The sequence below is a fragment of the Thioclava sp. F36-6 genome, assembly GCF_002020305.1.
Classification (GTDB): domain Bacteria; phylum Pseudomonadota; class Alphaproteobacteria; order Rhodobacterales; family Rhodobacteraceae; genus Thioclava; species Thioclava sediminum.
The window spans coordinates 428209-450647 of record NZ_MPZX01000001.1; the positions used below are offsets into that span (position 1 = coordinate 428209).

General features: G+C 63.3%; 17 protein-coding genes and 1 pseudogene. 6 read left to right on the forward strand and 12 right to left on the reverse strand.

Translation table 11 applies throughout. The annotated features are described in order from the left end of the window. The first annotated feature begins 24 nt into the window (after positions 1-24). From BMI88_RS02065 to dctP, 3 genes are read left to right on the forward strand one after another with little or no spacing between them, the layout of a single operon-like run. Positions 25-612, forward strand: coding sequence for a TRAP transporter small permease subunit (locus BMI88_RS02065; RefSeq protein ID WP_078545599.1), 588 nt, complete (start codon positions 25-27; stop codon positions 610-612). Beyond that, on the forward strand, positions 612-1901 hold the full coding sequence (locus BMI88_RS02070) for a TRAP transporter large permease (RefSeq protein WP_078545601.1): 1290 nt from the start codon (positions 612-614) through the stop codon (positions 1899-1901). Before BMI88_RS02065 ends, BMI88_RS02070 begins: the two co-directional genes overlap by 1 nt. 30 nt (positions 1902-1931) lie before the next feature. Then, a complete protein-coding gene (gene dctP, locus BMI88_RS02075; protein WP_078545603.1) occupies positions 1932-3002 on the forward strand; it encodes a TRAP transporter substrate-binding protein DctP in 1071 nt (356 codons plus the stop codon). Positions 3003-3071: 69 nt separating this feature from the next. On the opposite strand, the pseudogene BMI88_RS02080 reads toward dctP, so the two are convergent. The 9 genes and pseudogenes from BMI88_RS02080 to BMI88_RS02120 form a co-directional block, all read right to left on the reverse strand. Then, positions 3072-3612: pseudogene (locus BMI88_RS02080) on the reverse strand (IS5 family transposase); the annotation flags it as partial. Between the two features lie 185 nt (positions 3613-3797). Continuing rightward, positions 3798-4805, reverse strand: a complete 1008-nt coding sequence (locus BMI88_RS02085) for an ABC transporter permease (protein ID WP_232621712.1) — start codon at positions 4803-4805, stop codon at positions 3798-3800. Next, complete coding sequence (locus BMI88_RS02090) at positions 4802-6328, reverse strand: sugar ABC transporter ATP-binding protein (RefSeq protein WP_078545605.1); 1527 nt, start codon at positions 6326-6328, stop codon at positions 4802-4804. Before BMI88_RS02090 ends, BMI88_RS02085 begins: the two co-directional genes overlap by 4 nt. 65 nt (positions 6329-6393) lie before the next feature. After that, on the reverse strand, positions 6394-7464 hold the full coding sequence (torT, locus tag BMI88_RS02095; RefSeq protein WP_078545607.1) for a TMAO reductase system periplasmic protein TorT: 1071 nt from the start codon (positions 7462-7464) through the stop codon (positions 6394-6396). An 82-nt stretch (positions 7465-7546) separates the two neighbouring features. Next, a complete protein-coding gene (locus BMI88_RS02100) occupies positions 7547-8515 on the reverse strand; it encodes a biotin-dependent carboxyltransferase family protein (protein ID WP_078545609.1) in 969 nt (322 codons plus the stop codon). Next, positions 8505-9380, reverse strand: a complete 876-nt coding sequence (locus BMI88_RS02105) for a carboxyltransferase domain-containing protein (protein ID WP_078540024.1) — start codon at positions 9378-9380, stop codon at positions 8505-8507. Before BMI88_RS02105 ends, BMI88_RS02100 begins: the two co-directional genes overlap by 11 nt. A 9-nt stretch (positions 9381-9389) precedes the next feature. Next, on the reverse strand, positions 9390-10763 hold the full coding sequence (locus tag BMI88_RS02110; RefSeq protein ID WP_078545611.1) for an acetyl-CoA carboxylase biotin carboxylase subunit: 1374 nt from the start codon (positions 10761-10763) through the stop codon (positions 9390-9392). A gap of 4 nt (positions 10764-10767) precedes the next feature. Beyond that, positions 10768-11001, reverse strand: coding sequence for an acetyl-CoA carboxylase (locus BMI88_RS02115; protein ID WP_078540022.1), 234 nt, complete (start codon positions 10999-11001; stop codon positions 10768-10770). 12 nt (positions 11002-11013) lie between these two features. After that, positions 11014-11802, reverse strand: a complete 789-nt coding sequence (locus BMI88_RS02120) for a 5-oxoprolinase subunit PxpA (RefSeq protein ID WP_078540021.1) — start codon at positions 11800-11802, stop codon at positions 11014-11016. A 225-nt stretch (positions 11803-12027) separates the two neighbouring features. On the opposite strand from BMI88_RS02120, the gene BMI88_RS02125 reads away from it, so the two are divergent. Together BMI88_RS02125 and BMI88_RS02130 are read left to right on the forward strand one after the other, a co-directional pair. Next, on the forward strand, positions 12028-12933 hold the full coding sequence (locus BMI88_RS02125; RefSeq protein ID WP_078545613.1) for a LysR family transcriptional regulator: 906 nt from the start codon (positions 12028-12030) through the stop codon (positions 12931-12933). A 230-nt stretch (positions 12934-13163) separates the two neighbouring features. After that, positions 13164-14471, forward strand: a complete 1308-nt coding sequence (locus BMI88_RS02130) for a Glu/Leu/Phe/Val dehydrogenase (protein ID WP_210401991.1) — start codon at positions 13164-13166, stop codon at positions 14469-14471. Between the two features lie 249 nt (positions 14472-14720). Here BMI88_RS02130 and BMI88_RS02135 read toward each other — a convergent pair whose 3' ends face one another. The 3 genes from BMI88_RS02135 to BMI88_RS02145 all read right to left on the reverse strand — a co-directional run bounded on the left by BMI88_RS02135 (position 14721) and on the right by BMI88_RS02145 (position 19529). Continuing rightward, positions 14721-15773, reverse strand: a complete 1053-nt coding sequence (locus BMI88_RS02135; RefSeq protein ID WP_078545617.1) for a 2,3-butanediol dehydrogenase — start codon at positions 15771-15773, stop codon at positions 14721-14723. A 63-nt stretch (positions 15774-15836) separates the two neighbouring features. Continuing rightward, positions 15837-17636: an NAD(P)/FAD-dependent oxidoreductase gene (locus tag BMI88_RS02140; RefSeq protein WP_078545619.1), complete on the reverse strand. Its 1800-nt coding sequence runs from the start codon at positions 17634-17636 to the stop codon at positions 15837-15839. 141 nt (positions 17637-17777) lie between these two features. Then, the gene (locus BMI88_RS02145; protein ID WP_078545621.1) at positions 17778-19529 is read right to left on the reverse strand and encodes a sigma-54-dependent Fis family transcriptional regulator; all 1752 of its coding nucleotides are present in this window, start codon (positions 19527-19529) and stop codon (positions 17778-17780) included. Between the two features lie 438 nt (positions 19530-19967). Here BMI88_RS02145 and BMI88_RS02155 point away from each other — a divergent pair, with 438 nt between their 5' ends. Beyond that, entirely contained in the window at positions 19968-21944 is a 1977-nt protein-coding gene (locus BMI88_RS02155) for an AsmA family protein (RefSeq protein ID WP_078545623.1), read from the forward strand. The last annotated feature ends 495 nt before the right edge of the window (positions 21945-22439 follow it).

Genomic DNA, 22439 nt, shown 5'->3' on the forward strand with positions numbered 1-22439 from the left:
GATCGCGAGGGAGGAAACGCGCGCATGACCCTGCTGACAATCCTGGCCAGACCGCTGGTCCGGCTGAACGACATCCTGCTCGCCATCGGTCGGTGGGCGGGTGTTTTCGCCGTGGCGGCGATGGTCATCGCGATCCTGATCCAGATCTGGTTTCGCTATGTGCTCAACAATGCGTTGCCTTGGCCCGATGAGGCGGCACGGTTCTGCATGCTCTGGATGGCGGGGCTGATGGCGCCCTCGGCATTTCGTTCGGGCGGGTTCGTGGCGATCGACATGCTCGCGGTGATGCTGCCGAAGCTGGTCGCGCGCGGGCTGACACTGGTGCTGCTGGTCCTTTCGCTGCTGGTGTCAATCGCGGCGCTGAAGCTCGGCTGGGCGGGGATCACCGGCTTTGGCGGCAAGTTCGCGACTGCCTCGCTCTGGGTGCCGGATAATCTGGCTTTCGATGCCTGGACCCGCGTGCCGCGCAGCTGGATGATGGCCTCGCTGGTGGTGGGCTTCGCGCTGCTGGTACTGGTCAATATCGAGCTGATCCTGCGCAACCTGCTGGCTCTGCGCACCGGGGAAGACCCGCTGCCGCCCGTTCTCGCAGTGGCCGGAGGGGCAGAGTGATGCTGGTCTGGTTTCTTCCGCTTTTCCTCGTCCTGATCTTGATCGGCCTGCCGATCTTCTTCGCACTTCTCGCAGCTCCGGGCGCGATGCTGCTCCTGAACGGGCAAGAGCGGGACTTCGCGCTGCTCTACCGTAACCTTTACAACGGGATGGACAGCTTCCCGCTGCTCGCGATCCCGTTCTTCATGCTCGCGGGCGAGATGATGAATTCGGGCGGCATCACGCGCCGTCTGGTGGAGTTCTCGGAAGCGATGATGGGCCATCTGCGCGGCGGGCTCGCGCATGTGAACATCCTGTCCTCGATGCTGTTCGCGGGTCTTTCGGGCTCGGCGGTGGCCGACACCTCGGCGCTTGGTTCGATGCTGATCCCGGCGATGGAACAGCAGGGTTACACCCGCAAATTCGCAGCCGCCATCACGGCGGCGAGCTCGGTAATCGGGCCGATCATCCCGCCCTCGGGCATCATGATCATCTATGCCTATGTCATGGGCCAGTCGGTCGCGGCGCTGTTTCTTGCAGGCATCGTGCCGGGTGTGCTGGTGGGTATCGGGCTGATGCTGATGGTCAAGTTCATGGCCGACAAGCACGGCTTCCCCCCGGCCTCGAAGAAGCACACATGGCCCGAGCGGGGGCAGGCGAGCTTGCGTGCTTTCTTCCCGCTGATGACGCCGGTGATCATTCTGGGCGGTATCTTGGGCGGCGTCTTCACCCCGACCGAGGCGGCGGCGATCGCCGTGGCCTATGCGCTGATCGTCGGCATCTTCATTTTGCGCACGCTGCGCTGGGGCGACCTGCCGCATATCCTGATGCGGGCGGGGCTGACCTCGTCGGTGGTGCTGCTGCTCGTGGGCGCGGCGATGGCGTTCAAGACGGTGGTGAGCCTTGCCCACGCGCCCGAGGCGCTGGCGGAATTTATCCTCGGCCTGTCGCAGAACCCGCTGATCCTGCTGTTCCTGATCAACATCCTTCTGTTCGTCGTCGGCATGTTCCTCGACGCAGGCCCCGCGATCATCGTGCTGGGGCCGATCCTCGCGCCGATCTTCACCGGGCTGGGTGTCGATCCGATCCATTTCGCGATCATCATGAGCGTGAACCTGACCGTGGGCCTCGCCACGCCGCCGATGGGGCTGGTGCTGTTCGTCGCCGCCGCCGTGTCGAAGGAGCGGGTGGAGACCATCGCCCGCGCGATCCTGCCCTTCCTTGCGGTCGAAGTGGCCGTGATCTTCCTGATCACCTATTTCCCCGCGATTTCGATGACCATCCCCCGGCTGACGGGGTTCGCCAACTAAGACAAGACTGAAGCATATAGGGAGGAAACGATGCTCAGAACTTTTGTGAAATCGCTTGCGCTGGGGGCCGTGCTGGCCTCGGGGCTCGGCATGGCCGCGCAGGCTCAGGACGATACGATCACGCTGCGCGCGGTCGCCAACTCGAACACCAATGACGAGGATTACGACGGTCTCGTCGTGTTCAAGAACTATGTCGAGAACGCCTCGAACGGGAAGATCAAGGTCGACCTCTTCATCGGCACCCAGCTGTGCTCGAACGGGGCGGAGTGCCTGCAGGGCATCGCGGATGGCTCGCTCGATATCTACATCTCGACCTCTGGCGGGGCTGCGGGGATCTTCCCTTACGTGCAGGTGCTCGACCTGCCGTATCTGATGCCGAACGACCGCGTCGCCGAAGAGGTGCTGACCCACACCGCTTTCACCTCCGAGCTGCGCAAGATGGCGCTGGCCGATAGCGACGACATGATCCGCCTGATGACGATCGGGAACACCGGCGGTTGGCGCAACTTCGCCAACACCAAGAAGACGGTGAAGACGCCTGCCGATCTGAAGGGCATGAAGATCCGCACGATCGTCGCCGACCTGCCGCAGGAGCTGGTGAAGGCGATGGGCGCCTCGCCGACCCCGATCCCGTGGCCGGAGCTGTTCACCGCGATGCAGACCGGCGTCGTCGACGGCACCAAGAACGGCATCACCGACATCATGAACATGAAGTTCCCCGAGGCAGGCCTGAAGCACCTCACCCTCGACGGCCACGCCTACATGGCAGCGCTGTGGTGGATGAACAACCAGAAGTTCAAGGAGATGTCGCCCGAGATGCAGCGCGTGATCGTGGACGGGTTCGCGGCGCTCCAGCAGGCGACCTTCGCCTCGCCCAAGCGCAAGTCCATCGCGGCCTATGAGGAGTTCAAGAAGGACGGCGGCGAGATCTACGTGCCGACGCCCGAGCAGAAGCAGGAATTCCAGGACGCCGCGAAGCCGGTCTATGGCTGGTTCAAGGACAACGTCCAGAACGGTGGCGAAGTATTCGATGACCTGCAATCAGCCGTCGATCAGGCATCGAAGACCGTCGATGCAGAGCGTGCGACCGAGCTGAACTGAGCCTTTGCTCCCGATGAAGAGCGAACCCGCGCCTCGTGGCGCGGGTTTGTCATTTTCTAGGCTTAGGATTCATAACCAGTAGATGACGAGAGCCGTCAGGGCGATGGCGGAGAGGAAGACCTTCGGAGATCGGTCATAGCGAGTCGCCACACGCCTCCAGTCTTTGAGTCTGCCGAACACTGTCTCAATCCGGTTACGGCGCTTGTAGCGGCGTTTGTCATATTTGATGGGCGTCTTGCGTTGCTTCCAGCCCGGAATGCAGGCGCGTATCCCTTTGTCCTGAAACGCGTCTCGGAACCAGTCGGCATCAAAGCCGCGGTCCCCGAGGAACCAGTCGACCTTGGGTAGGCTGCTCAGCAGCGCCTGCGCACCGATGTAGTCGCCGACCTGCCCAGCGGTGACGAACAGGCTGAGCGGTCGCCCTTGGCTGTCGCAGATGGCATCCAGTTTGGTATTCCGTTTTCGGGCGAAACTGTCCCCCGGACAGTTTCTTTTTCCCTCAACCCCCTTGGTTCGCCCGATCAGGCGACCGCGCCCCCTTTTTCGCGGCCAGGCTGGTCGCGGTGCGGTGTGCCTTCAGGTAGGTTGCGTCGATCATCACGGTCTTTTTTCTCTCCGTTTTCGGAGCCGTGAATCACGCGACGCAACACAAATCAATGCATCCTGACCCTAGGCCTCGGTCGTGTTCGACCGGCAGCGCGCAACGAATGTCGGCTTCGTTCCATATCGCTTCGACCGAACGAAAAGACAAAAGCCGGGTGGCGCGAGACGCGCGCACCCGGCCAGATTGGTCTCTTAGCCCTTCACGATCATCCGGTAGCGCAGCTGGTCGAAGATCACGGCGCAGATGAGCAGCAGGCCGATGAGCACCATCTGCATGTAGGAGCTGACCTGCGCGAGGTTCATCCCGTTTTGCATAAGAATGATGAAGAAGGCGCCGAGCACGACATTCTCCACCCGGCCGATCCCGCCGCGCAGCGAGACCCCGGCGATGACGCAGGCCGCGATGCTCTCCATTGCGATCGTGCCGCCAAGGTTCGCATCGCCGCTCTCGACGCGCGCGGTCAGCAACAGACCGGTCAGGGCCGCGATCACGGCGCAAAGCCCATAGACGAGGATCAGCGTGCCGCGGGTGTTGATCGCCGACAGATGGGCCGCCTTGATATTCCCGCCGACGGCATAGATCCGGGCGCCGACGCGGGTGCGGGCCATCAGCACCCACATCACGATGATGGCGATCACGGCGATCACCACGGGCACGGGAACTCCGAACACCCGGCCGAAGCCGAACGTGTCGCCAAAGGCGAAGGGCAGCCCCGAGACCGGCACGCCCCCGGTCAGGAACAGCGCAAGCCCGGTGCCCACGGAGGACACGCCCAGCGTCATGATGAAGGGCGAGACGTCGAACAGCGCGACGCCGATCCCGTTCACCGCGCCCACGATCAGCGCGACCGCGAAGCCTGCGAAAGCCCCGATCAGGATCACGAGCCAGATCGCATCGGGGAAGATCTGCGCAGCCCACGTCATCGCCAGCGCCGAGACGACGGAGCTGAGCGCGATCACCGTGCCCACCGAGAGGTCGAAGCCGCCCGAGATCAGCACCAGCATCTGGCCTAGCGACACGAGCACCAGATAGACCGATTGCCGCGCCACGTTAATCAGGTTCTGCGGCGACAGGAAGTTCGGCGCGGCGAGGGTGAAGATCACGACGGCCGCGATGAGGAAGAACGGCAGCACGCCGAGCTTGATGAAGATACGCAGCGGCAGCGCCGCCAGCGAAGGCTTGGAATTGGCCTGCATCATGCGGGGCTTCCTTCTGTGTCTTGGAGTGTCTGTTGGGAGGCACCGGGCTGGTCGAAGAAATAGCGCAGGACGATGTCCTCGCGCAGATCCTCGCGCGGCAGCTCGGCGGTGATCTTGCCATTGGCGAGCACAATGGCGCGGTGGGCGAGGTTCATCACCTCTGGCAGATCCGACGAGATCACCACCACGGCCTTTCCGGCCTCGGCCAGTTCCGCGATCAGCCGGTAGAGCGCCGCGCGGGTGCCCATATCGACGCCCACGGTCGGCTCGTCGAAGATGTAGAGATCGGCCTCATGTCCGAAGGCCTTGCCGAACAGCACCTTCTGCTGATTGCCGCCCGAGAGCTTGCCGACGACGCGCGCGCGGTAGCTTTCGTGCAGTTCGACATGGCCGAAGATTTCCGCCGCGCGGGTGCTCAGCTGACGCGAGCGCAGCAGCGGGCCGCCCTCGGCCATCAGATCCATCACCAGATTGCCGCGCGGCGTCTCGGCGAGGATCAGGCCCTCGTGCTTGCGGTCGGGCGAGAGATACCACGCGCCCGCCTTCACCAGCTTGCGGGTCTGCGCGCCGGTGACGTCCCGGCCCTTGAAGCGGACCTGCCCGGCATGGGTCGGATTGAGCCCCATCACCGAGCGGAACAGCCGCGACTTGCCCGAGCCCACGAGGCCCGCGACGCCGAGCACCTCGCCCCGGCGCACCCCGAAGGAGGCATGATCTATGCCGGGGGCGCTGAGGCTTTGCACGTCGAGGACGACTTCGCCGGGCGTATGGGCGATGCTCGGGTAAATGTCGCGGATTTCGCGCCCGGCCATCATGTCCACGAGCGATTGTTCGGTCATATCGGCCATCGGCGCGGTGCCGATATGCGCGCCGTCGCGCAGCACGGTGACGCGCTCTGCGATGCGCTCGAATTCATGCACGCGGTGCGAGATATAGATGATCCCCACGCCTTCGGATTTGAGCCGCCCGATCACCTCGAAGAGCTGATCGACCTCGCGATCGGTCAGCGAGGCGGTGGGCTCGTCGAGGATCAGGACCGACAGATCGCCCTGCATCGCCTTGGCGATCTCGACCATTTGCTGTTGCGCCCGCGACAGGCGCGCCACGGTCAGGTCCGGGTCGATGTCGAAGTTCAGATCGGTCAGGATCTGCTTTGCCCGCTGGCGCATCGCGCGCGGCGACAGGAAGGGGCCGACGCCCGGCTCGTGAGCCAGAAACATGTTCTGCGCCACGCTCATCGTCGGGATCAGCGAGAATTCTTGAAAAACGGTATGGATGCCTTTGGCCTGCGCATCAGCCACCGAGGCGAACTGGACCGGCTCGCCGCGCATCTCGATCGTGCCGGAAGTCGGAGTATTCGCGCCCGCCAGCAGCGAGATCATCGTCGATTTCCCCGCGCCGTTCTCACCGAACAGCACATGCAGTTCACCCGCATAGAGGTCGAAATCGACGGCATCGAGGGCGAGGACACCCGGATAGGCCTTGCTCAGCCCATGCGCCTGTAGAAGCGGTTTGCTCGTCATTTTCTGTCTCCCAGGGCAGGAATTGGCGGCGCCGGCGGAAGGGGGAGGGCCGGCGCCGCGCGTCGTCAGTTCACCGAGAAGACCGGCTGGAAGCCGTCCGGGGGCAGCACCGCCGAACGCGGCGTGTCTTCGATATTGTCCTTGGTGATGACGAAGATCTTCGGACCGACATGTTTGACGTAGTCCTTGCCTTCGAGGATCCGCACCGCCTGATCGACCGCGATCCGGCCCTGGATGACCATGGAGTCCGCCGGGGCCGCCTCGATGAAGCCGCGCTGGATGCCGCTATAGACGCCGGGCGTCAGGTAGAAGGCGAGGTTGCCGACCTTGTCGGTCAGGCCGCGCTCGCGCAGCAGGCCCTGTGCTACTTCCGCAGTCACCGCGGTGCCCGCGATGTAGCTCACTTCCGGGTTCGCCTGCAGCACGTCTTCGACGAGCTTGAGCTGGGCTTCCTTGCCGGTATCGCCGTAGCGCGGCTCGAGCACTTTCACGGCCGAGCCTTTCACGGCTTCCATGAAGCCCTTGTTCGCAGCTTCGACCCAGCCGGCGCCTGCCGGACCCGGGAACCAGCCGACGGTCACTTCGTCGCTGCCCTCGGGGTGCTTCTGCGCGAGGTAGGAGCCGATTTCTTTGCCCATCGTCTCGAAGGAGACGAGCGACTTGGCCGCGAGGTCGGGCGAGGACATGCCATTGACGAGGTCGATGACCGGGATGTCCTTGTCGGCCAGTTCCTTCACGACCGAGTTCAGGCCGTCATAGGAGATCGCCCCGATGATGACCGCCTGCGCGCCACCGGCGGCACAGTCCTCGATCTGGCTGATCTGCTTGGCGAGGTTGGTGTAGCCACCGGCCTCGACCACGTTCAGGCTGACGCCTTCACGCTTGGCCTCTTCGGTCACACCGTAATCGACGCCCAGCCAATAGGCATCTTTCATATGCGGGAAGGAGACGCAGATCTTGTAATCCTTGTCGGCCTTGGCCAGCGCCTCATATTCGATGGGCTGGGCGGTGCCATCGGCGGAGAAGGCCGGCACGACCTCTTCGGCGGGGTAGGGGAACCACGCATCCTCGGCCATGGCCGGGAGCGCGGCACACGTAGCGCCCAGAAGCGCGACGGATGTCAGGACATGTTTCATTGTTCAGAGACCTCTCTGTTGCTTGGTTTGATCGCGGGTTGTCCCCGCTTGTGGAATAACGTCGGCGCGGGGCGCCCGGGATTTACCCGAGCGCGGCGCGGATCTTGTCGAGCCGTTCGCGGCGTGCGGTGCGCGCGGCCAGTGCCTGTTCCATGGTCACTTCGACGAAGCGCACCTTGGTGTTGGGTTGCAGCTGCCCGATCAGGTCCATATCGGCCGAGATCACCGCGCCGAGGGTGAAGTAGCCCCCGCCCGAGACCGCGTCGCGATGGAGCACGATGGGCTCCTGTCCGCCCGGCACCTGGATCGAGCCGTAGGAATAACAGCCATCGACGATGTTCGACGGGTCGGAGCCCGCGCCGAAGGGCTGTTCGCGCTCGACGAATTCCATCGGCGCGCCACCGCGGAAGCGATAGCCCATCCGGTCCGCCTCTGGGGCGACGGTCCACTCGTCGGCGAAGAACTGCGCCTGCGACGCCGGGGTCAGCCGGTGCCAGTAGAGGCCCGGGAGAACCCGCAGGCTGACCGGCGTCTCAACCGGGGCGAGCAGCGCCTTGTCGAGCGTGCGCTCGGTCATGTCCTTGGACTTGCCGACCGGGATTACGTCGTCGGCTGCGATGGCGCGGCCCTCGACCCCGCCAAGTGCCCCGATCGGATAGGTCGAGCGCGAGCCGAGTGCGCTCGGCGTGTCGATCCCGCCGCCGAAGGCGATGTAGATGCGCGCGCCGGATTTCAGGAAGCCGAAGCTCAGCGTCTGACCGGCCTTCACGACGAAGGAGGACCAGCTCTCGCGCGGCTCGCCATCGACCATGATCGGCATCTCGCCACCGGTGACGGCTACGAGCGTGTCATCCTCGAAACTCAGTTCCGGGCCCATGAAGACGGCTTCCAGACCGGCCTCGGCCTCGTCATTGCCGACCAGCATGTTGGCGACCCGCATCGCGAAGCGATCCATCGCACCGCCTTCGGGAATGCCGAGATGGAAATAGCCCGGACGACCAAGATCCTGGATCGTCGTCGACAGGCCGGGTTTGACAACCTTAAACGCCATTGAGGGCCTCCATCAGTTTCGCATTGGTGCCCGCCATATCGGCGTTGAACGCTTCGAGATCGAAGGTCACTTCGGCAATGCGGGGGGTATAGGTGCCGTCTTTCACGGCGGCCTCGATCCGGTCGAATTCGGCGCGGTCGATCGGTTTCCACTTCACGATGTCGCCGGGTTTGAAGAAGACCATGAAGTCTTGCAGATAGGAGACGGTCTGGGTCGGATCGAAGATCGTCATCGGGGTGATGCCGAACATCTGGTAGCCGCCCGCGCCGCGCACCGAGTAGATGCAGCCGAAGCAGCCGCCGATACCGACCGTGTGCTTGGGCGTATCGGTCCGGGGGCGCAGGTATTTCGGCACCTCGATCTGCTTCTCGCGCTCGACGAGTTGGTAAAGGAAGGGCAAACCCGCCACGAAACCCACCATCGAGACGAACCACGGCTGCGAGTGATAGGCTTCGATGAAGGCCTCCACGCTGTCATAGCCGTTGATCCGTGCGGCATATTCGAGATCGGTCGCCTCCGGATCCTGATGGCGTTCGCGGAACCGCATCAGAGTCTCGTGGGTCCAGGGGTCCTGGAAATAGACCGGGACCTCGACGATCCTCGTGTCGAGGCGCTTCTCGCCGGCCTCGGCCTTGTGCTCGAGCTCCTTGATCCGCGCCATCATCTCGTCGGGCGAGATCACGTCGGGGTTGAAGCGCACTTCAAAGCTGGCATTGGCGGGGCAGATCTCGGTCACGCCGGGAATGTTCGCCTCGGCCACGGCGTTGCGCAGCGACAGTGCTACGAAGAAGGCTTCGAGCGACATCTCCTCGTCGACCTCGACATAGACGTGCTCGTCGCCGCCAAAGGAATACCTTGTCTTCATGGGGATCTCCTATGCTGCGTCGGTTGCGGTGAGGTTGCCGGCATCGAGCCAGGGCTCGAGCCATTGCGTATGGAAATCGCCGGCGCGCACGCCCGGATCGGCGGCGAGCGCCAGATGCAGGGGCGTGGTGGTCTTCAGACCGCCGATTTCCAGGTCTTTCAGCGTCTCGGCCATCAGGTCGATCGCGGCCTCGCGGGTCGGCGCATGAACGATCATCTTGCCCAGAAGCGAGTCGTAGAAGGGCGGGATCTGGTAGCCCTCATAGAGGAAGTGATCGAAGCGCAGACCTTCGCCTTCGGGGATCGACAGCGAGGCCACCTTGCCGGGGAAGGGCAGGAACTGCATCAGCGGATCCTCGGCATTGAGGCGCACCTCGATCGCATGGCCCGTGCAGGTGATCTGATCTTGCGTGACGGGCAGCGTCTCGCCGCCCGCGATCAGCAGCATCATGGCGACCAGATCGAGCCCGGTGATCATCTCGGTCACGGGATGTTCGACCTGAATGCGGGTGTTCATCTCGATGAAGTAGAACTCATCGGCGGCCGCATCGTAGAGATATTCGATCGTGCCTGCGCCGCGATAGTTCACGGCTTCGGCCAGAGCGACCGCCGCGTTGCACATCGCCTCTCGGGTGGCGTCCGGCAGGCCGAAAGCGGGGGCTTCTTCCCAGACCTTCTGGCGGCGGCGCTGCAACGAGCATTCACGCTCGTAGCAATGAACCGCGGCCCCGGTGCCGTCACCGAGGATCTGCACCTCGATATGGCGCGGATTGACGATCACCTTTTCCAGATAGAGGCCACCGTCGCCGAAAGCCGCTTCGGCCTCGGCGCGGGCCTGCGGGGCGAGGCGGGCCAGCTCGGCCGCGTCCTGCGCGATCCGGATGCCGCGCCCACCGCCACCGGCGGCGGCCTTGATCATCACCGGGTAGCCTATCTCGTCCGCCACGCTCAGCGCCTCGTCTGCCGAGATGCGCCCGTCAGAGCCGGGCACCGTCGGCACGCCAGCCTCTTTCGCGGCGATCCGGGCAGCGACCTTGTCGCCCATCCGCTCGATCGTCTCGGCCTTGGGGCCGACGAAGATCATCCCGGCATCTTCCACGGCGCGGGCGAAATCGGCGTTCTCGGCCAGAAACCCGTAGCCCGGATGGACCGCATCGGCGCCCGCGTCTTTCGCGGCCGCCACGACGGCAGAGATGTTCAGGTAGGATTTCGCGGCAGGCGCTGGCCCGACACAGACCGCCTCGTCGGCGAGCCGGACCGCCAGCATCTCGGCATCGGCCTCGGAATAGGCCTGCACCGTCTTGATGCCGAGCGATTGCGCGGCGCGGATGATCCGCACGGCGATCTCGCCCCGGTTTGCAATGAAGAGAGTTTCGATCGCCATCGGATCAGCCCATCTTCGCGAGCACATCGCCCGCCGAAACCGGCGTCGCATCCGCCGCGACATAGTCCGAGAAGGTGCCCGCGGCCTCGGCTTTCACCTCGATGAAGGTCTTCATCACCTCGATCAGCCCGATCGTGTCGCCGACCGCGACCGCGTCGCCCGCGGATTTGAACGGGGCCGAATTCGGGTCGGGCTTGTGGTAGAAAGTTCCGGGAAGCGGGGAAACGATATCCGTCATGGCTCTCTCCTGTCAGGTCTTTTCATTTTCAGCGAGAACCATCGCCGCAGGGGCAATGGTGACGCCGTTTTCTTGCAGTGCAGTCTTGATCGCGTGGCCGATTTCCAGCGCGCCGGGCGTGTCCGAGTGGAAGCAGATCGACTCGAACTCCACCGTAATCGTCTTTCCGGTGACCGTCTCGACGGTGTTCTCGAGGCAGGCGCGCACGCATTTTGCGGCGAGCTTCTTGGGGTCGGGCGCGGAGACGTGGCGGGCGAAGACGATCGAGCCGCTGTCGTCATAGTCGCGGTCGGCATAGAACTCTCGCACGACCGGCTGACCGAGGCGCTTGGCGACCTCGTAGGTCTTCGAGATATCCATGCAGAACAGGATCAGCCCCGGCGCGTAGCGTTGCAGCGTCTCGACCAGATGGCGCGAGAGGTCCTCGTTGCGCGCGGCCTCCATGTAGAGCGCGCCGTGCGGTTTGACGTGCTGCAGCGGCACCCCGTAGCGGCGGCCGAATTCGCGCATCGCCCCCACCTGGTAGATGATGTCGTTCACCAGCTCCTCGGAGCTCGCGTTGATATGGCGGCGCCCGAAACCGACGAGATCGCGATAGCCGGGATGCGCGCCGAGACCGACGGAATGCTGATGGCAGAGCTTCGCGACCCGGTTCATCTGCATCGGGTCGCCGGCGTGAAAACCGTTCGCGACATTGGCCGAGGAGATCAGCGGCATCAGCTGATCATCCGGCGCGCCAGCCATGGCCCAATGGCCGAAGCCTTCTCCGAGGTCACAGTTCAGGTCGATGAGTTTCGGCATGTCTCTTCCCAGATCTCTGTTGCAAGATCAGCTTTCGACAATGTGAACGACATGTAAAATTCTAATATCAGTGAGGGCATTATCGTGATAATCGATAATGTGATTAGACACTGTCCGGTGCAAATCTCTGAAAAATATGGATATGACTTCGATCTGTGCAGATTGCGAACCTATGATATCTGAATCCCGTGGTCGGCATTATCGGAAAATCCGAAAGGAGGCGGCATGAACTTCCGTCAGCTCAAGTATTTCGTGGCCACCGCCGAGACCGGGCAGGTCAGCCGGGCGGCCAACGAACTCTCGATTTCCCAGTCCTCGGTGACGACCGCGATCCGAGAGCTTGAGGCCGAGATGGATACCGAGCTTTTCACCCGGACCTCGCACGGGATGGAGCTGACCCAGTCGGGGCGCGAGTTGCTGGGCCTGTCCTACGATATCCTCACCAAGCTCGACGAGGCAGTGAATATCCGCGAGCGCAGCTCCGGCGTCACCGGGCGGGTTCTCGTCGCGACCACCTACACGGTGATCGGGTATTTCCTGCCCTATCATCTGGGGCGGCTGGCGCGGCTGCATCCCAATCTCGATATCCAGCTCCACGAATTGAACCGCGAGGCGGTGGAGGAAGGACTGCTGTCGAACCGCTTCGACATCGCGATCGTGCTGACCTCGAACGTGATGAACCCGGAACTGGAAAGCGAGACGCTGATGCGCTCGCCGCGGAGGCTCTGGCTGCCGCAGGGCCATCGGCTGGCGAACCTGCGCAGCGTCGATTTCAAGGAGATCGCCGACGAGGACTATATCATGCTCACCGTCGACGAGGCGGCGAACACGACGATGAAATACTGGAACTTCGGTTCGACCCAGCCGCGCGTGAAGCTGCGCACCTCGTCGATCGAGGCCGTGCGCTCGATCGTGGCGAACGGGCAGGGCGTCACCGTGCTTTCCGATATGGTCTATCGGCCCTGGTCTCTCGAGGGCAAACGCATCGTGACGGTCGAAACCGATCCGCCCGTTCCGACGATGGATGTTGGTCTGGCGTGGCGCCGAGGGGCCGAGCTGTCTCCGGGCGCCGTCGCGCTCTACGATTATTTCCGGCTGACCTTCGACAGCTCGCTGACGTTGAATAGCTGAGCCAAGTCGATCGAAATTTCCCATCGTCAACGATGCCGGCCGCAAATCTGGGGCGTCAGTCTGCAGTCAGGCTGTGCCTCCAAGCCGCGACTTGGAGCGCAGTCGAAGCCTTGGACGCCGGCTCGCATATTTTGAGACAAATCAATGACGCCGCCCGCCCTGTCGGCTGACTGTCAGAAATAGTCCTGCAGAAACCGTCCTAGAAAACCTCGCCACGGAGTTTCGAGCCCATGCCAACCAAGAAAAAAGACGTCGAGGAGAATACGCCCCCGACGACGGGAATGCTGGCGAAGTCTCGCGAGACACTGCGGGCAGCCTGCGAGCGGCTCAACATTCATCCCGACGTTTTCGAAGAGCTCAAAGGGCCCCGTGAAACTCTGGCCGCCACGCTCTTGATCCGGATGGATGACGGGAGCCGACGCGCGTTCCAGTCGTGGCGGTGCCGCTATAACGACCGGCGAGGTCCGACCAAGGGCGGCGTCCGTTTCCATCCGAACGTCTCGCTCGACGAGATCGAGACGCTTTCCTTCTGGATGACGTTCAAATGCGCCGTGGCCAACCTACCGTTCGGCGGCGGGAAGGGCGGGGTCTGCGTGGACACGAAGACGCTCTCGTCCAACGAATTGGAGCGCTTGAGCCGGGCCTATGTCGAAGCCTTCGCGCCGTTCATCGGCCCCGATCGCGATATTCTGGCGCCGGACATGTATACGAACGGGATCGTCATCGCGTGGATGGCGGACCAATACAGCTGGATTTCAGGGCAAGCCTCCCCGAGCGCGATTACCGGCAAGCCTCTCGCCTTCGGGGGCACGAACGGGCGGGTCGATGCCACGGCGCGCGGCGGATACTATGCTCTGCGCTATCTGGAATCTGCACTTTCTCTCGATCCGAATACGGCCACGGTGGCAATCCAGGGGTTCGGAAATGTCGGCTTCCACTGCGCCAAGCTTCTGCATGCCGACGGGTATAAAATCGTCGCCATTTCGGATTCCGCCGGCGGCATCTACGATCCAAGCGGGTTGGACCCGCTCGCCGTCATGCAACACAAGCATGAAACCGGCGGCGTGAAAGGCGCGAAGGGACAAGGCAAGACGAAAGAGATTTCAAACGCCGAGCTGTTGGAGCTTGATTGCGACGTGCTGGTGCCTGCCGCATTGGAACGGCAGATCACGCTCGAAAATTGCGACAAGATCAACGCCCGCATCATTCTGGAAATGGCGAACGGGCCGGTCTCGCCCGAGGCCGACAAGAAGCTGACGGAAGCAGGGCATATCATCGTGCCCGATATCCTCGCCAATTCCGGCGGCGTGACAGTGTCCCATCTGGAATGGGTCCAGAACAGATCGGGTTTTTATTGGGACAGCTCGCGCGTCCGGGATCATCTGAAGACGACGATGGAAACCGAGACGCAATCGATCTGGACATTGCACAACGAAATGGAGCTATCAATGCGCGATGCGGCCTATATCCACGGCCTGCGGCGGATCGCGGAATCCGTGGAAGCCCGGGGCACACCCGCTTATTTTGAGGGATCATAGCGGCCGATCCCGACCTCAATTGGCACATGGAAAAGCACGATCTCGGGGTCAGCGACAATCCTCGTTGGCCCGTATCCTCGCAAGGATAAGCTTTCAAAGAAGCGGTGCTCGAAAATATGCATTCACAGCGTGAAGCTTTATTTGTCGGCCTCCAAAGGTTCCGCGGACGAATAGAGCAATCTCCCGCTCTGGTGCGCTGCGCGCGCGTTTGGGGTTTTGCGTGCGCAGCGCGAAGAAGTTCTGGCTTCTTCAGTCTGGTGCTTCCACCAGGATCTTCACCTGGGATTTTTCCGCGACAAGGGCCTCGAAGCCTTGCTCCACGATCTGATCGATCTTGATCCGCTTGGTAACCAGCTTGTCGGCGCTGAAATAGCCCTGCACCATCAGCTCCATCACCGCCGGATAGACATTGCGGTATGCGATGGTGCCTTGCAGTTGGCGCTCTTTCAGAACGGCCGTATTGGGTTGGAAGGCGGCGTCTCCCTCCCAGATCGAGACGATCAGCGTCTGACCTTCATGGCGGGTGCTGTCGATGCATTGCGGCAGAACGCGCGGCACGCCGGTCACTTCGAAAGCAACGTGAACACCGCCGGTGGCCGCACGAATTTTCTCGACGGGGTCTTCCGCCATCGGGTCTATGGCGCTGGTGGCGCCGAGTTCGAGCGCTTTCTCGCGGCGTTCAACTGAGGGTTCTACGACATGGATCTGGGCCGCGCCCGCGACGCGCAGCGCCTCGACGACCAAAAGCCCGATCGGCCCCGCGCCGAAGACAGCAGCCGTGTCCCCGGCCTTGATCTTCGACATGCGCACCGCATGCAGCGCGACAGCGGCGGGCTCGACTAACGCACCCTGTTCCATCGACAGCGCGTCGGGCATCTTGTGAACCATCCGGGCAGGCACAACCGAGGTTGCAGCAAATCCGCCATGTCCCCCGGAGAGCCCGACAAAACCGAGGCTGTCACAGAGATTGTATTTGCCCTCAAGGCAGGCGGGGCAGGTGCCGCAGGCGAAGATCGGCTCGATCGCGACACGGTCGCCGATGCTCAGTCCCGTGACGCCTTCTCCCAACTCCGCCACGGTCCCACAATATTCGTGGCCCATGGTGATCGGCGCCTTGTCGTGGCTGAGCGGATGATCCTGCTCGACCGGGACGAAGATCGGTCCCGCCAGATATTCGTGCAGATCGGAACCGCAGATCCCGGTCCATGCGACCTTGATCGCGACCTCGCCGGGGCCGGGGGTAGGGGTATCTATTTCCTCGACGCGAATGTCTTTCACGCCATGCCAACGTGCAGCTTTCATGGAATGTCTCCGTTCAATGGGGGAAGTTCTCCCGGCCCGTGTGGGGCCGGGAGAGGGATGGGATCAGGAGAGGTGGTGGACTTCCTGGAGCCCGTAGACCGGGGTCTCCAGCCCCTCCAGTCGCGCTTTCAGTTGCAGCGCGAGATAGAGCGAGTAATGCCGCGATTGGTGCAGGTTGCCGCCCATGAACCACAGATGCTCCTGCTGGGTCGGCTTCCACATATTGCGCTGCTCGCCTTCCCACGGGCCGGGGTCTTTTGTGGTGTCCGAGCCAAGCCCCCAGACCTTGCCAACCCTGTCGGCGACCTCTTGGCTGATCAGATCGGCGGCCCAACCGTTCATCGAGCCGTAGCCTGTTGCGAAGACCACCAGGTCGGCGGGCAAGCGCGTGCCGTCGGCGAGCACCACAGCGTCTTCCTCGAAATGGTCGACCTGACCCTTGGCCAGCTTCACCTCGCCATCGATGATCAGCTGGCTCGCGCCCACGTCGATGTAATAGCCCGAGCCGCGGCGCAGGTATTTCATGAACAGCCCAGAGCCGTCATCGCCCCAGTCCAGATCGAAGCCCGCCTTTTCCAGCCCTGCGTAGAACTCCGCATCGCGCTCGCGCATCTGATCGTAGAGCGGGATTTGGAACTCGTGCATGATCTTGTAGGGCAGGGAGGCGAAGATCATGTCCGCCTTCTCGGTTGTAACACCGTTGGCGAGCGCCTCTTCCGAGTAGAGCGCGCCGAGCCCGATCTCCATCAGCGAGTCCGAGCGCACGATATGGGTGGAGGATCGCTGCACCATGGTGACATCCGCATCGCCTTCCCAGAGCGCCGCGCAAATGTCGTGCGCGGAGTTGTTCGAGCCGATCACGACCACTTTCTTGCCAGTCCACGGATCGGGTCCCTCATGCTGCGACGAGTGCTGGATCGTGCCCTTGAAGTCTTCCATGCCGGGGAAATTCGGCATATTCGGCTTGCCCGACATTCCGGTCGCGAGCACAAGCTGCGTCGGCTCCAGCGTCACCGTCTCGCCGTCGCGATTGACCTCGACCGTCCATTTCCCGGTGGCTTCGTCGTAGCTGGCGCCGGTCACTTCGGACCGCGTCCAGTAATTGATCTCCATCACCTTGGTATACATCTCGAGCCAATCGCCGACCTTGTCCTTGGGCGTGAAGACCGGCCAATTGTCGGGGAACTTGATGTAGGGCAGATGGTCATACCAGACCGGGTCATGCAGGCAGAGCGACTTGTAACGGCTCCGCCACTGGTCGCCGGGCCGGTCATGCTTATCCAGCACGATCGCAGGCACACCAAGCTGGCGCAGCCGCGCACCCAGCGCGATCCCGCCCTGACCGCCGCCGACGATCAGCACATAGGGCTGCGTGCCATAGCCCAGATCCGCCTCTTCCGCCTCGCGGCGCTCCTTCCACGAGGTCCGGTTCTTGCGCGCGCCATGTTCAGCGCCCATCGGGCGGCGCGTGCCGCGGTTTTCCTCAAAGCCTTTGAGTTCCTGAAGCGCGGTCAGAAGCGTCCAGATGCGGCCATCTCGGATGCGCATCAAGCCCCAGCCGCGGCCCGACTTCGTCTCGAAAGTGACCCAGGCGGTGATCACGCCGCCCTCCTCGGCGGGAAACTCGCCCGACTGGATCTCGAACTTGCCAGGACGGGTGTGCTCGAGCTGGTTTCTCAGCATGTCGGCGACGCCGTCCGGTCCTTCCACGGTTTTCAGGTTCCAGCTGACCGCAACGAGGTCGCGCCAGTAGCTGTCGGTCGCAAACAGCGCGGCCGCGCGGTCGATATCGCCGCTCTCCAGCGCGGCGTTCAGGCTGTCCAGCATGTCCTGGGTCTGTGTGTTGATGGTGGTATCAAGCATCGCGTCTCCTCCTCTGCGCGTGTCTCTAGGAGGAGTATCGGGGCGTGATCGCTGAGCGATCCATGGTCGAGACGCGTGCAAAGGGAGGAAAAGCGCCTGCTGCGGCGCGGCATGTTGCGCGCGCAACAAGGGCGCAACAGATCACTCGGGCGGACGCAACCCGGCCTTGCGGATCCGACGCAGGATAGTCGAGCGGTTGACCCCGAGCCGCCGGGCCGCGCGCGCCATGTTCCACTCGCAGGCGTCCAGAATCTCCTCGAGCATGTCCCATGGGTCACTCGGTGCGGGCAGGGCCTTCTCGATATTCGGAGTGATTTCGACGGGGGTGGGCAGATCGAGCAGATCGATCACCGATCCGACGCAGAGCGCCGCCGCCACGTCGAGAACCTGTTCGAGCTCGCGGATATTGCCGGGCCAGCTACGTCCCAGCAATTCGGCCCGTGCCGAGGGCGACAGCCGGACCGCGTCGCCCGCGTGGCGGCGCAGATGACGCGACATCAGCCAATCGAGATCACGCCGCATCCGCAGGGGCGGGACGCCGAGCACGCACCCCGCGAGCCGATGGAAAAGCGGACGCGGCAGCGCGATCTGGCTGGGCTCAAAGCAACTCGTCGCCAGCGTTCGCAATTCGGGGCGCCGGTCGAGTAGCCCGCCGAGCGCGATCGCCGTCTCCGGAGCGATCTCTTCGATCCGGCGCAGCAGGAGTGTCGTCGGCCCGATCGCCTCGGCGCAGTTTTGCATCAGCGTCTGCGGGTCTAGCCCCGCGCATTCGAGGCTGATGAACCCTTGCGCCTTGCTGCTCATGTGGATCGCACGGGCGAGTTTCGTCTTTCCGGTGCCAGTCTCGCCACAGATCAGCAGAGGCACTGTGCCCGGCGCCAGCCGCTCAGCCTGTCCGATCAAACGGTTCATCTCCGGATCGCCCCCGGTTAGGCCCGCGAGCGGCCCGCCACGACGCATTCCCTGATGAGGGTGACGTGGCGCTTTGGGTGCGATCGCATGGCCAAACAACGCCCCGCCATCGCGCATCTCGATCACCCGCTCCTCGGTTGGGCGGTCACGCATCAGGTCGGGCAGGTCATCGACGTCGATGCTGAGCACCTCATCGATCCCGCGCCCGAGGATCGGGGCGCCTTCGGGAAACAACCGCCGCGCGGCGCGGGTATAGCCCAGCACGCGACCGGAGCCATCGAGCCGCACCGCCGCTTCGGGATCGACATCGAGGAATTCCGGGCTGGAGGACAGGCGCAGCACCCAGTCGCGCGGGCTCTCGGCCATCAGGTTGGCCATCTCGACCCGTCGTGCCGCTGACGTCACGAGATTCATCGCGAGGTTCTGGCTACTCTTGGGCGTGGGCGAGCGCAAAAGCGAAATGTCGAGCACCGCTGCCAGTTGTCCGAGACTGTCGAAGATCGGCGCGGCGGTGCAGGACAAAACAGTATGGGCGTTTCCGAAATGATCGTCCTGATGCACGGTCACAGGCTCTTGCGTCACGATGCAAGCCCCGACACCACAGGTTCCGGCCAGGTCCTCGGACCAGTTCGATCCTAGATAGAGCCCCGCGCTGCGCAAATCTTCTGTAAAGAGATCGTCGCCGAAGAAATCGACACAGACCCCTTTGGCATCGGTGAGCAGCAAGACGTAATTTTGTCCTGCCACCTGCCGGAAAAGCGATTGCAACCCGGAACGCGCCGCCGCGATCATCCATTCCGCCTGCTTGCGGTGATCGCGCAGCTCTGCCTCGGTCACGATATAGGCTGGGTCGGAGCGCGTCGGATCCATGCCGTAAAGCTCGACACAACGCCGCCACGAGGCCGAAACGAAACTGTCTCGCCCGGTCTGGCTGCCGTCCAGCACCCGTCCTATTTCCTCGACATGCCCTGCATCTCTCATGGCGCGTCGCCTCCCTGGAGGGACGATAGCACAGACCGCGCTTCAGACCGGAATAGAAATTGGTCGTAGAGGATGGTGTGCCGATGCGGAGCTTTTTACCTCTATCTCCAACAAGGTCGCGCCAGGCTGCAATCGTTTTGCGATTGCCTTTGAAAATTTGAATGCACGAGAAGTGAGAGCTGCGGTGCGATATCCCGACCGACAACGCGGACCGTCCGGCTTGGTGGCCCTCTCGGTGATTTTGGCTGGGCCGATGTCGGTGGTGGCGGCTCCTGTGAGAACGTCGGCGAACACATCCGCGATATGATCCGGCGCGACAAGGAGGGGGCGGAGCAGGAGGCAACTCGATCACGTTGTCCGCGGTGCAGCTGTTCCGACTTGAAAGGCCTTCAGACGGGCGCGTAGCTTGAGAGCCAACACATAACCTCCGGAGGCCCCATGCGCTGGCTCTTTCGCGCTCTCGCTCTCGTCGTTCTGATCGCCCTGAGCCTCGGGGGGGCGCTCCTGCTGATCCCGTCGAAGAAGATCGCCCAGATCGCGGAGGCACGGTTCGAGGCCGCAACCGGACGCAAGATGACGCTGAGCGGGTCGGTCCATGCGACGATCTGGCCACAGCTTGGCGTGCGCACGGGGCCGGTCGAGATCGCGAATGCGGATTGGTCCAAGGACGGGCCGATGCTCTCGGCCAAGGGGCTCCAGATCGGTGTCGATCCCAGCGCGCTGATCGGCGGTGAGGTTCGCGTCTCCAAGGTCGACGTGCTCTCGCCGAACATCCTTCTCGAGCGGCGCAAGGACGGGACCGGGAACTGGGAGGTCACGCCACCGGACGCGGCCACCAGCACCCAGACCGCGCGCCCGGGCACGGGCGAGGGCGGCGGGATGACGGCTTTCAGTCTCGACAAGGCGGAGATCAGCGACGGTTCGGTGCGGTGGATCGATCATGCGAGTGGCCAGCGCATTGCGCTCACCGGCCTCGATGCGAGCCTCGCGCTTCCGTCCTTCGACGGCCCGGCGAGTCTGGACCTGACGGGGCAGGTCGAGGGCAAGGCGCTGAAGGTCAATGGCACGCTCGAAAGTTTCGCGTCCTTCCTTGCGGGCGATCCGGCCCCCACCGATCTTGCGCTGACCCTCGACGCGTCGTCGATCGGCTTCAAAGGCACGTTTGGGACGGCACCCTTGGCGGCAAAAGGGGCGCTCACCGCAAGCGTCAAGGATCCAACCGCGCTGGCTGCGATCTTCGGACAGACCGCGCGAGATCTGCCGAAGGGGCTGGGGCGTGACACGATTACCGCGAAGGGCGATGTGACACTGGGCGCGGATGGCGCGATGCAACTGCGCGGTGGCAAACTCACGCTCGACGGCAATGCGCTGAGCGTGGCGGGCGATCTGTCCTTCGCGAAAGGCAAGCTGCGGATCGATGCCCAGATCGACGCGGGCGCGCTCGATCTCTCGGCACTGACCGGGGCGTCGGGCAAGGCTGGCGCAGGCGGGTCCTCCTCCGGTTCTGGCTCTGGCGCCAGTGGCTGGTCGACCACGCCCATCGACGCCTCGGGCCTCCGGGCGCTGGATGGCAAGATCGCGCTCGATGCGGGTTCCATCGATTTCGGCACTGCCAAGCTGGGGCCGACCAAAGCGCAGATCACGATCGACAACGGCCGCGCGGTGGCAGATCTGCGCGAGGTCTCGGCCTATGGCGGCAGCGTCACCGGGCAAGTGGTGGCCAATGCGCGCAGCGGGTTCTCGGCCTCCGCCGATCTGGTGGCCAAGGGCGTCTCGATGCAGCCGCTTCTAAGCGATCTGGCCGATTACACGCGGCTCGATGCGAAGGCGGATCTTGCGGTGAAGCTTCTGGCCTCGGGCAACAGCGAGGCCGCGCTGGCGCGCTCGCTTTCGGGCTCGGGCAATGTCGCGTTCGGCAAGGGGGCGCTGGAGGGGCTCGATCTGGTGGGGATGCTGCGCACGCTCGATCTGAACTACGTGGGGGAGGGGGCGAAGACGATCTTCGATCAGATTACCGCAAGCTTCACCATCGCCAACGGGGTGCTCTCGAATGACGACCTTGCGCTGAAGGCGCCGCTTCTGAGTGCTGCGGGCAAGGGGCGGGTCGACATCGGGGCGCAGAGCCTCGACTACACGGTCACGCCGACCGCGCTCAGCAAGGCCGATGGCACGGGTGGGGTGAAGGTGCCGCTCTCGATCACGGGGCCCTGGGCGAAGCCGAAATTCGGCCTCGATATGAAGGCGCTCTCGGGCGACAAGGTCGATGCCGCGAAGCAAGACCTGAAGGCGAAAGCGGAGGCCGAGATCGCCAAGAAGCTCGGGATCACGCCGCAGGAGGGCCAGAGCACCGAGGATGCCGCAAAGCAGAAGCTCAAGGAGGAGGCCGCGAAAGGTCTGCTGAAGCTCTTCAAGTAGGGGGCTTCTATGTTCGTGGCAGTGCTTCGTTCATGACAAGGGGTCTCGAGAGGTTCACCCCGCATGTCTGCTGGATGGGATCGTCTCATCCAGACCGTCGATCGCTCGCAGTTTCGGCAGGGGGCTGGAGCGATTTGCTTTGAGAAATGCGCAAAATGCCTCCACGCCCCCCCTTAACGTCCGCTATCCGAGCCCCATTCCCGACAGGTTTGACCTGTCCGGATGTGGCGCGCTTGACGCATTCCCCTATCCCGGACTACCGTCTCACCATGAACACGAAAACCACCACGTCGGAGATTACCTGCTCGATATCGTGAGCTGCGCCCGTAACCGGGTGCCTATCGGTGTCGAGATTTCAATCAGGTCATTTTCAAGCGATGGTGGTCGCCATGACGCAGAAGCGCGTTCAAGTTCTCTATAAAAAGCCCCTCTCAGCAAGCCTGGCCCGGTCAACGGTCACGGGCAAAACAAATACCGCTTTCGTAAACCGGTGGA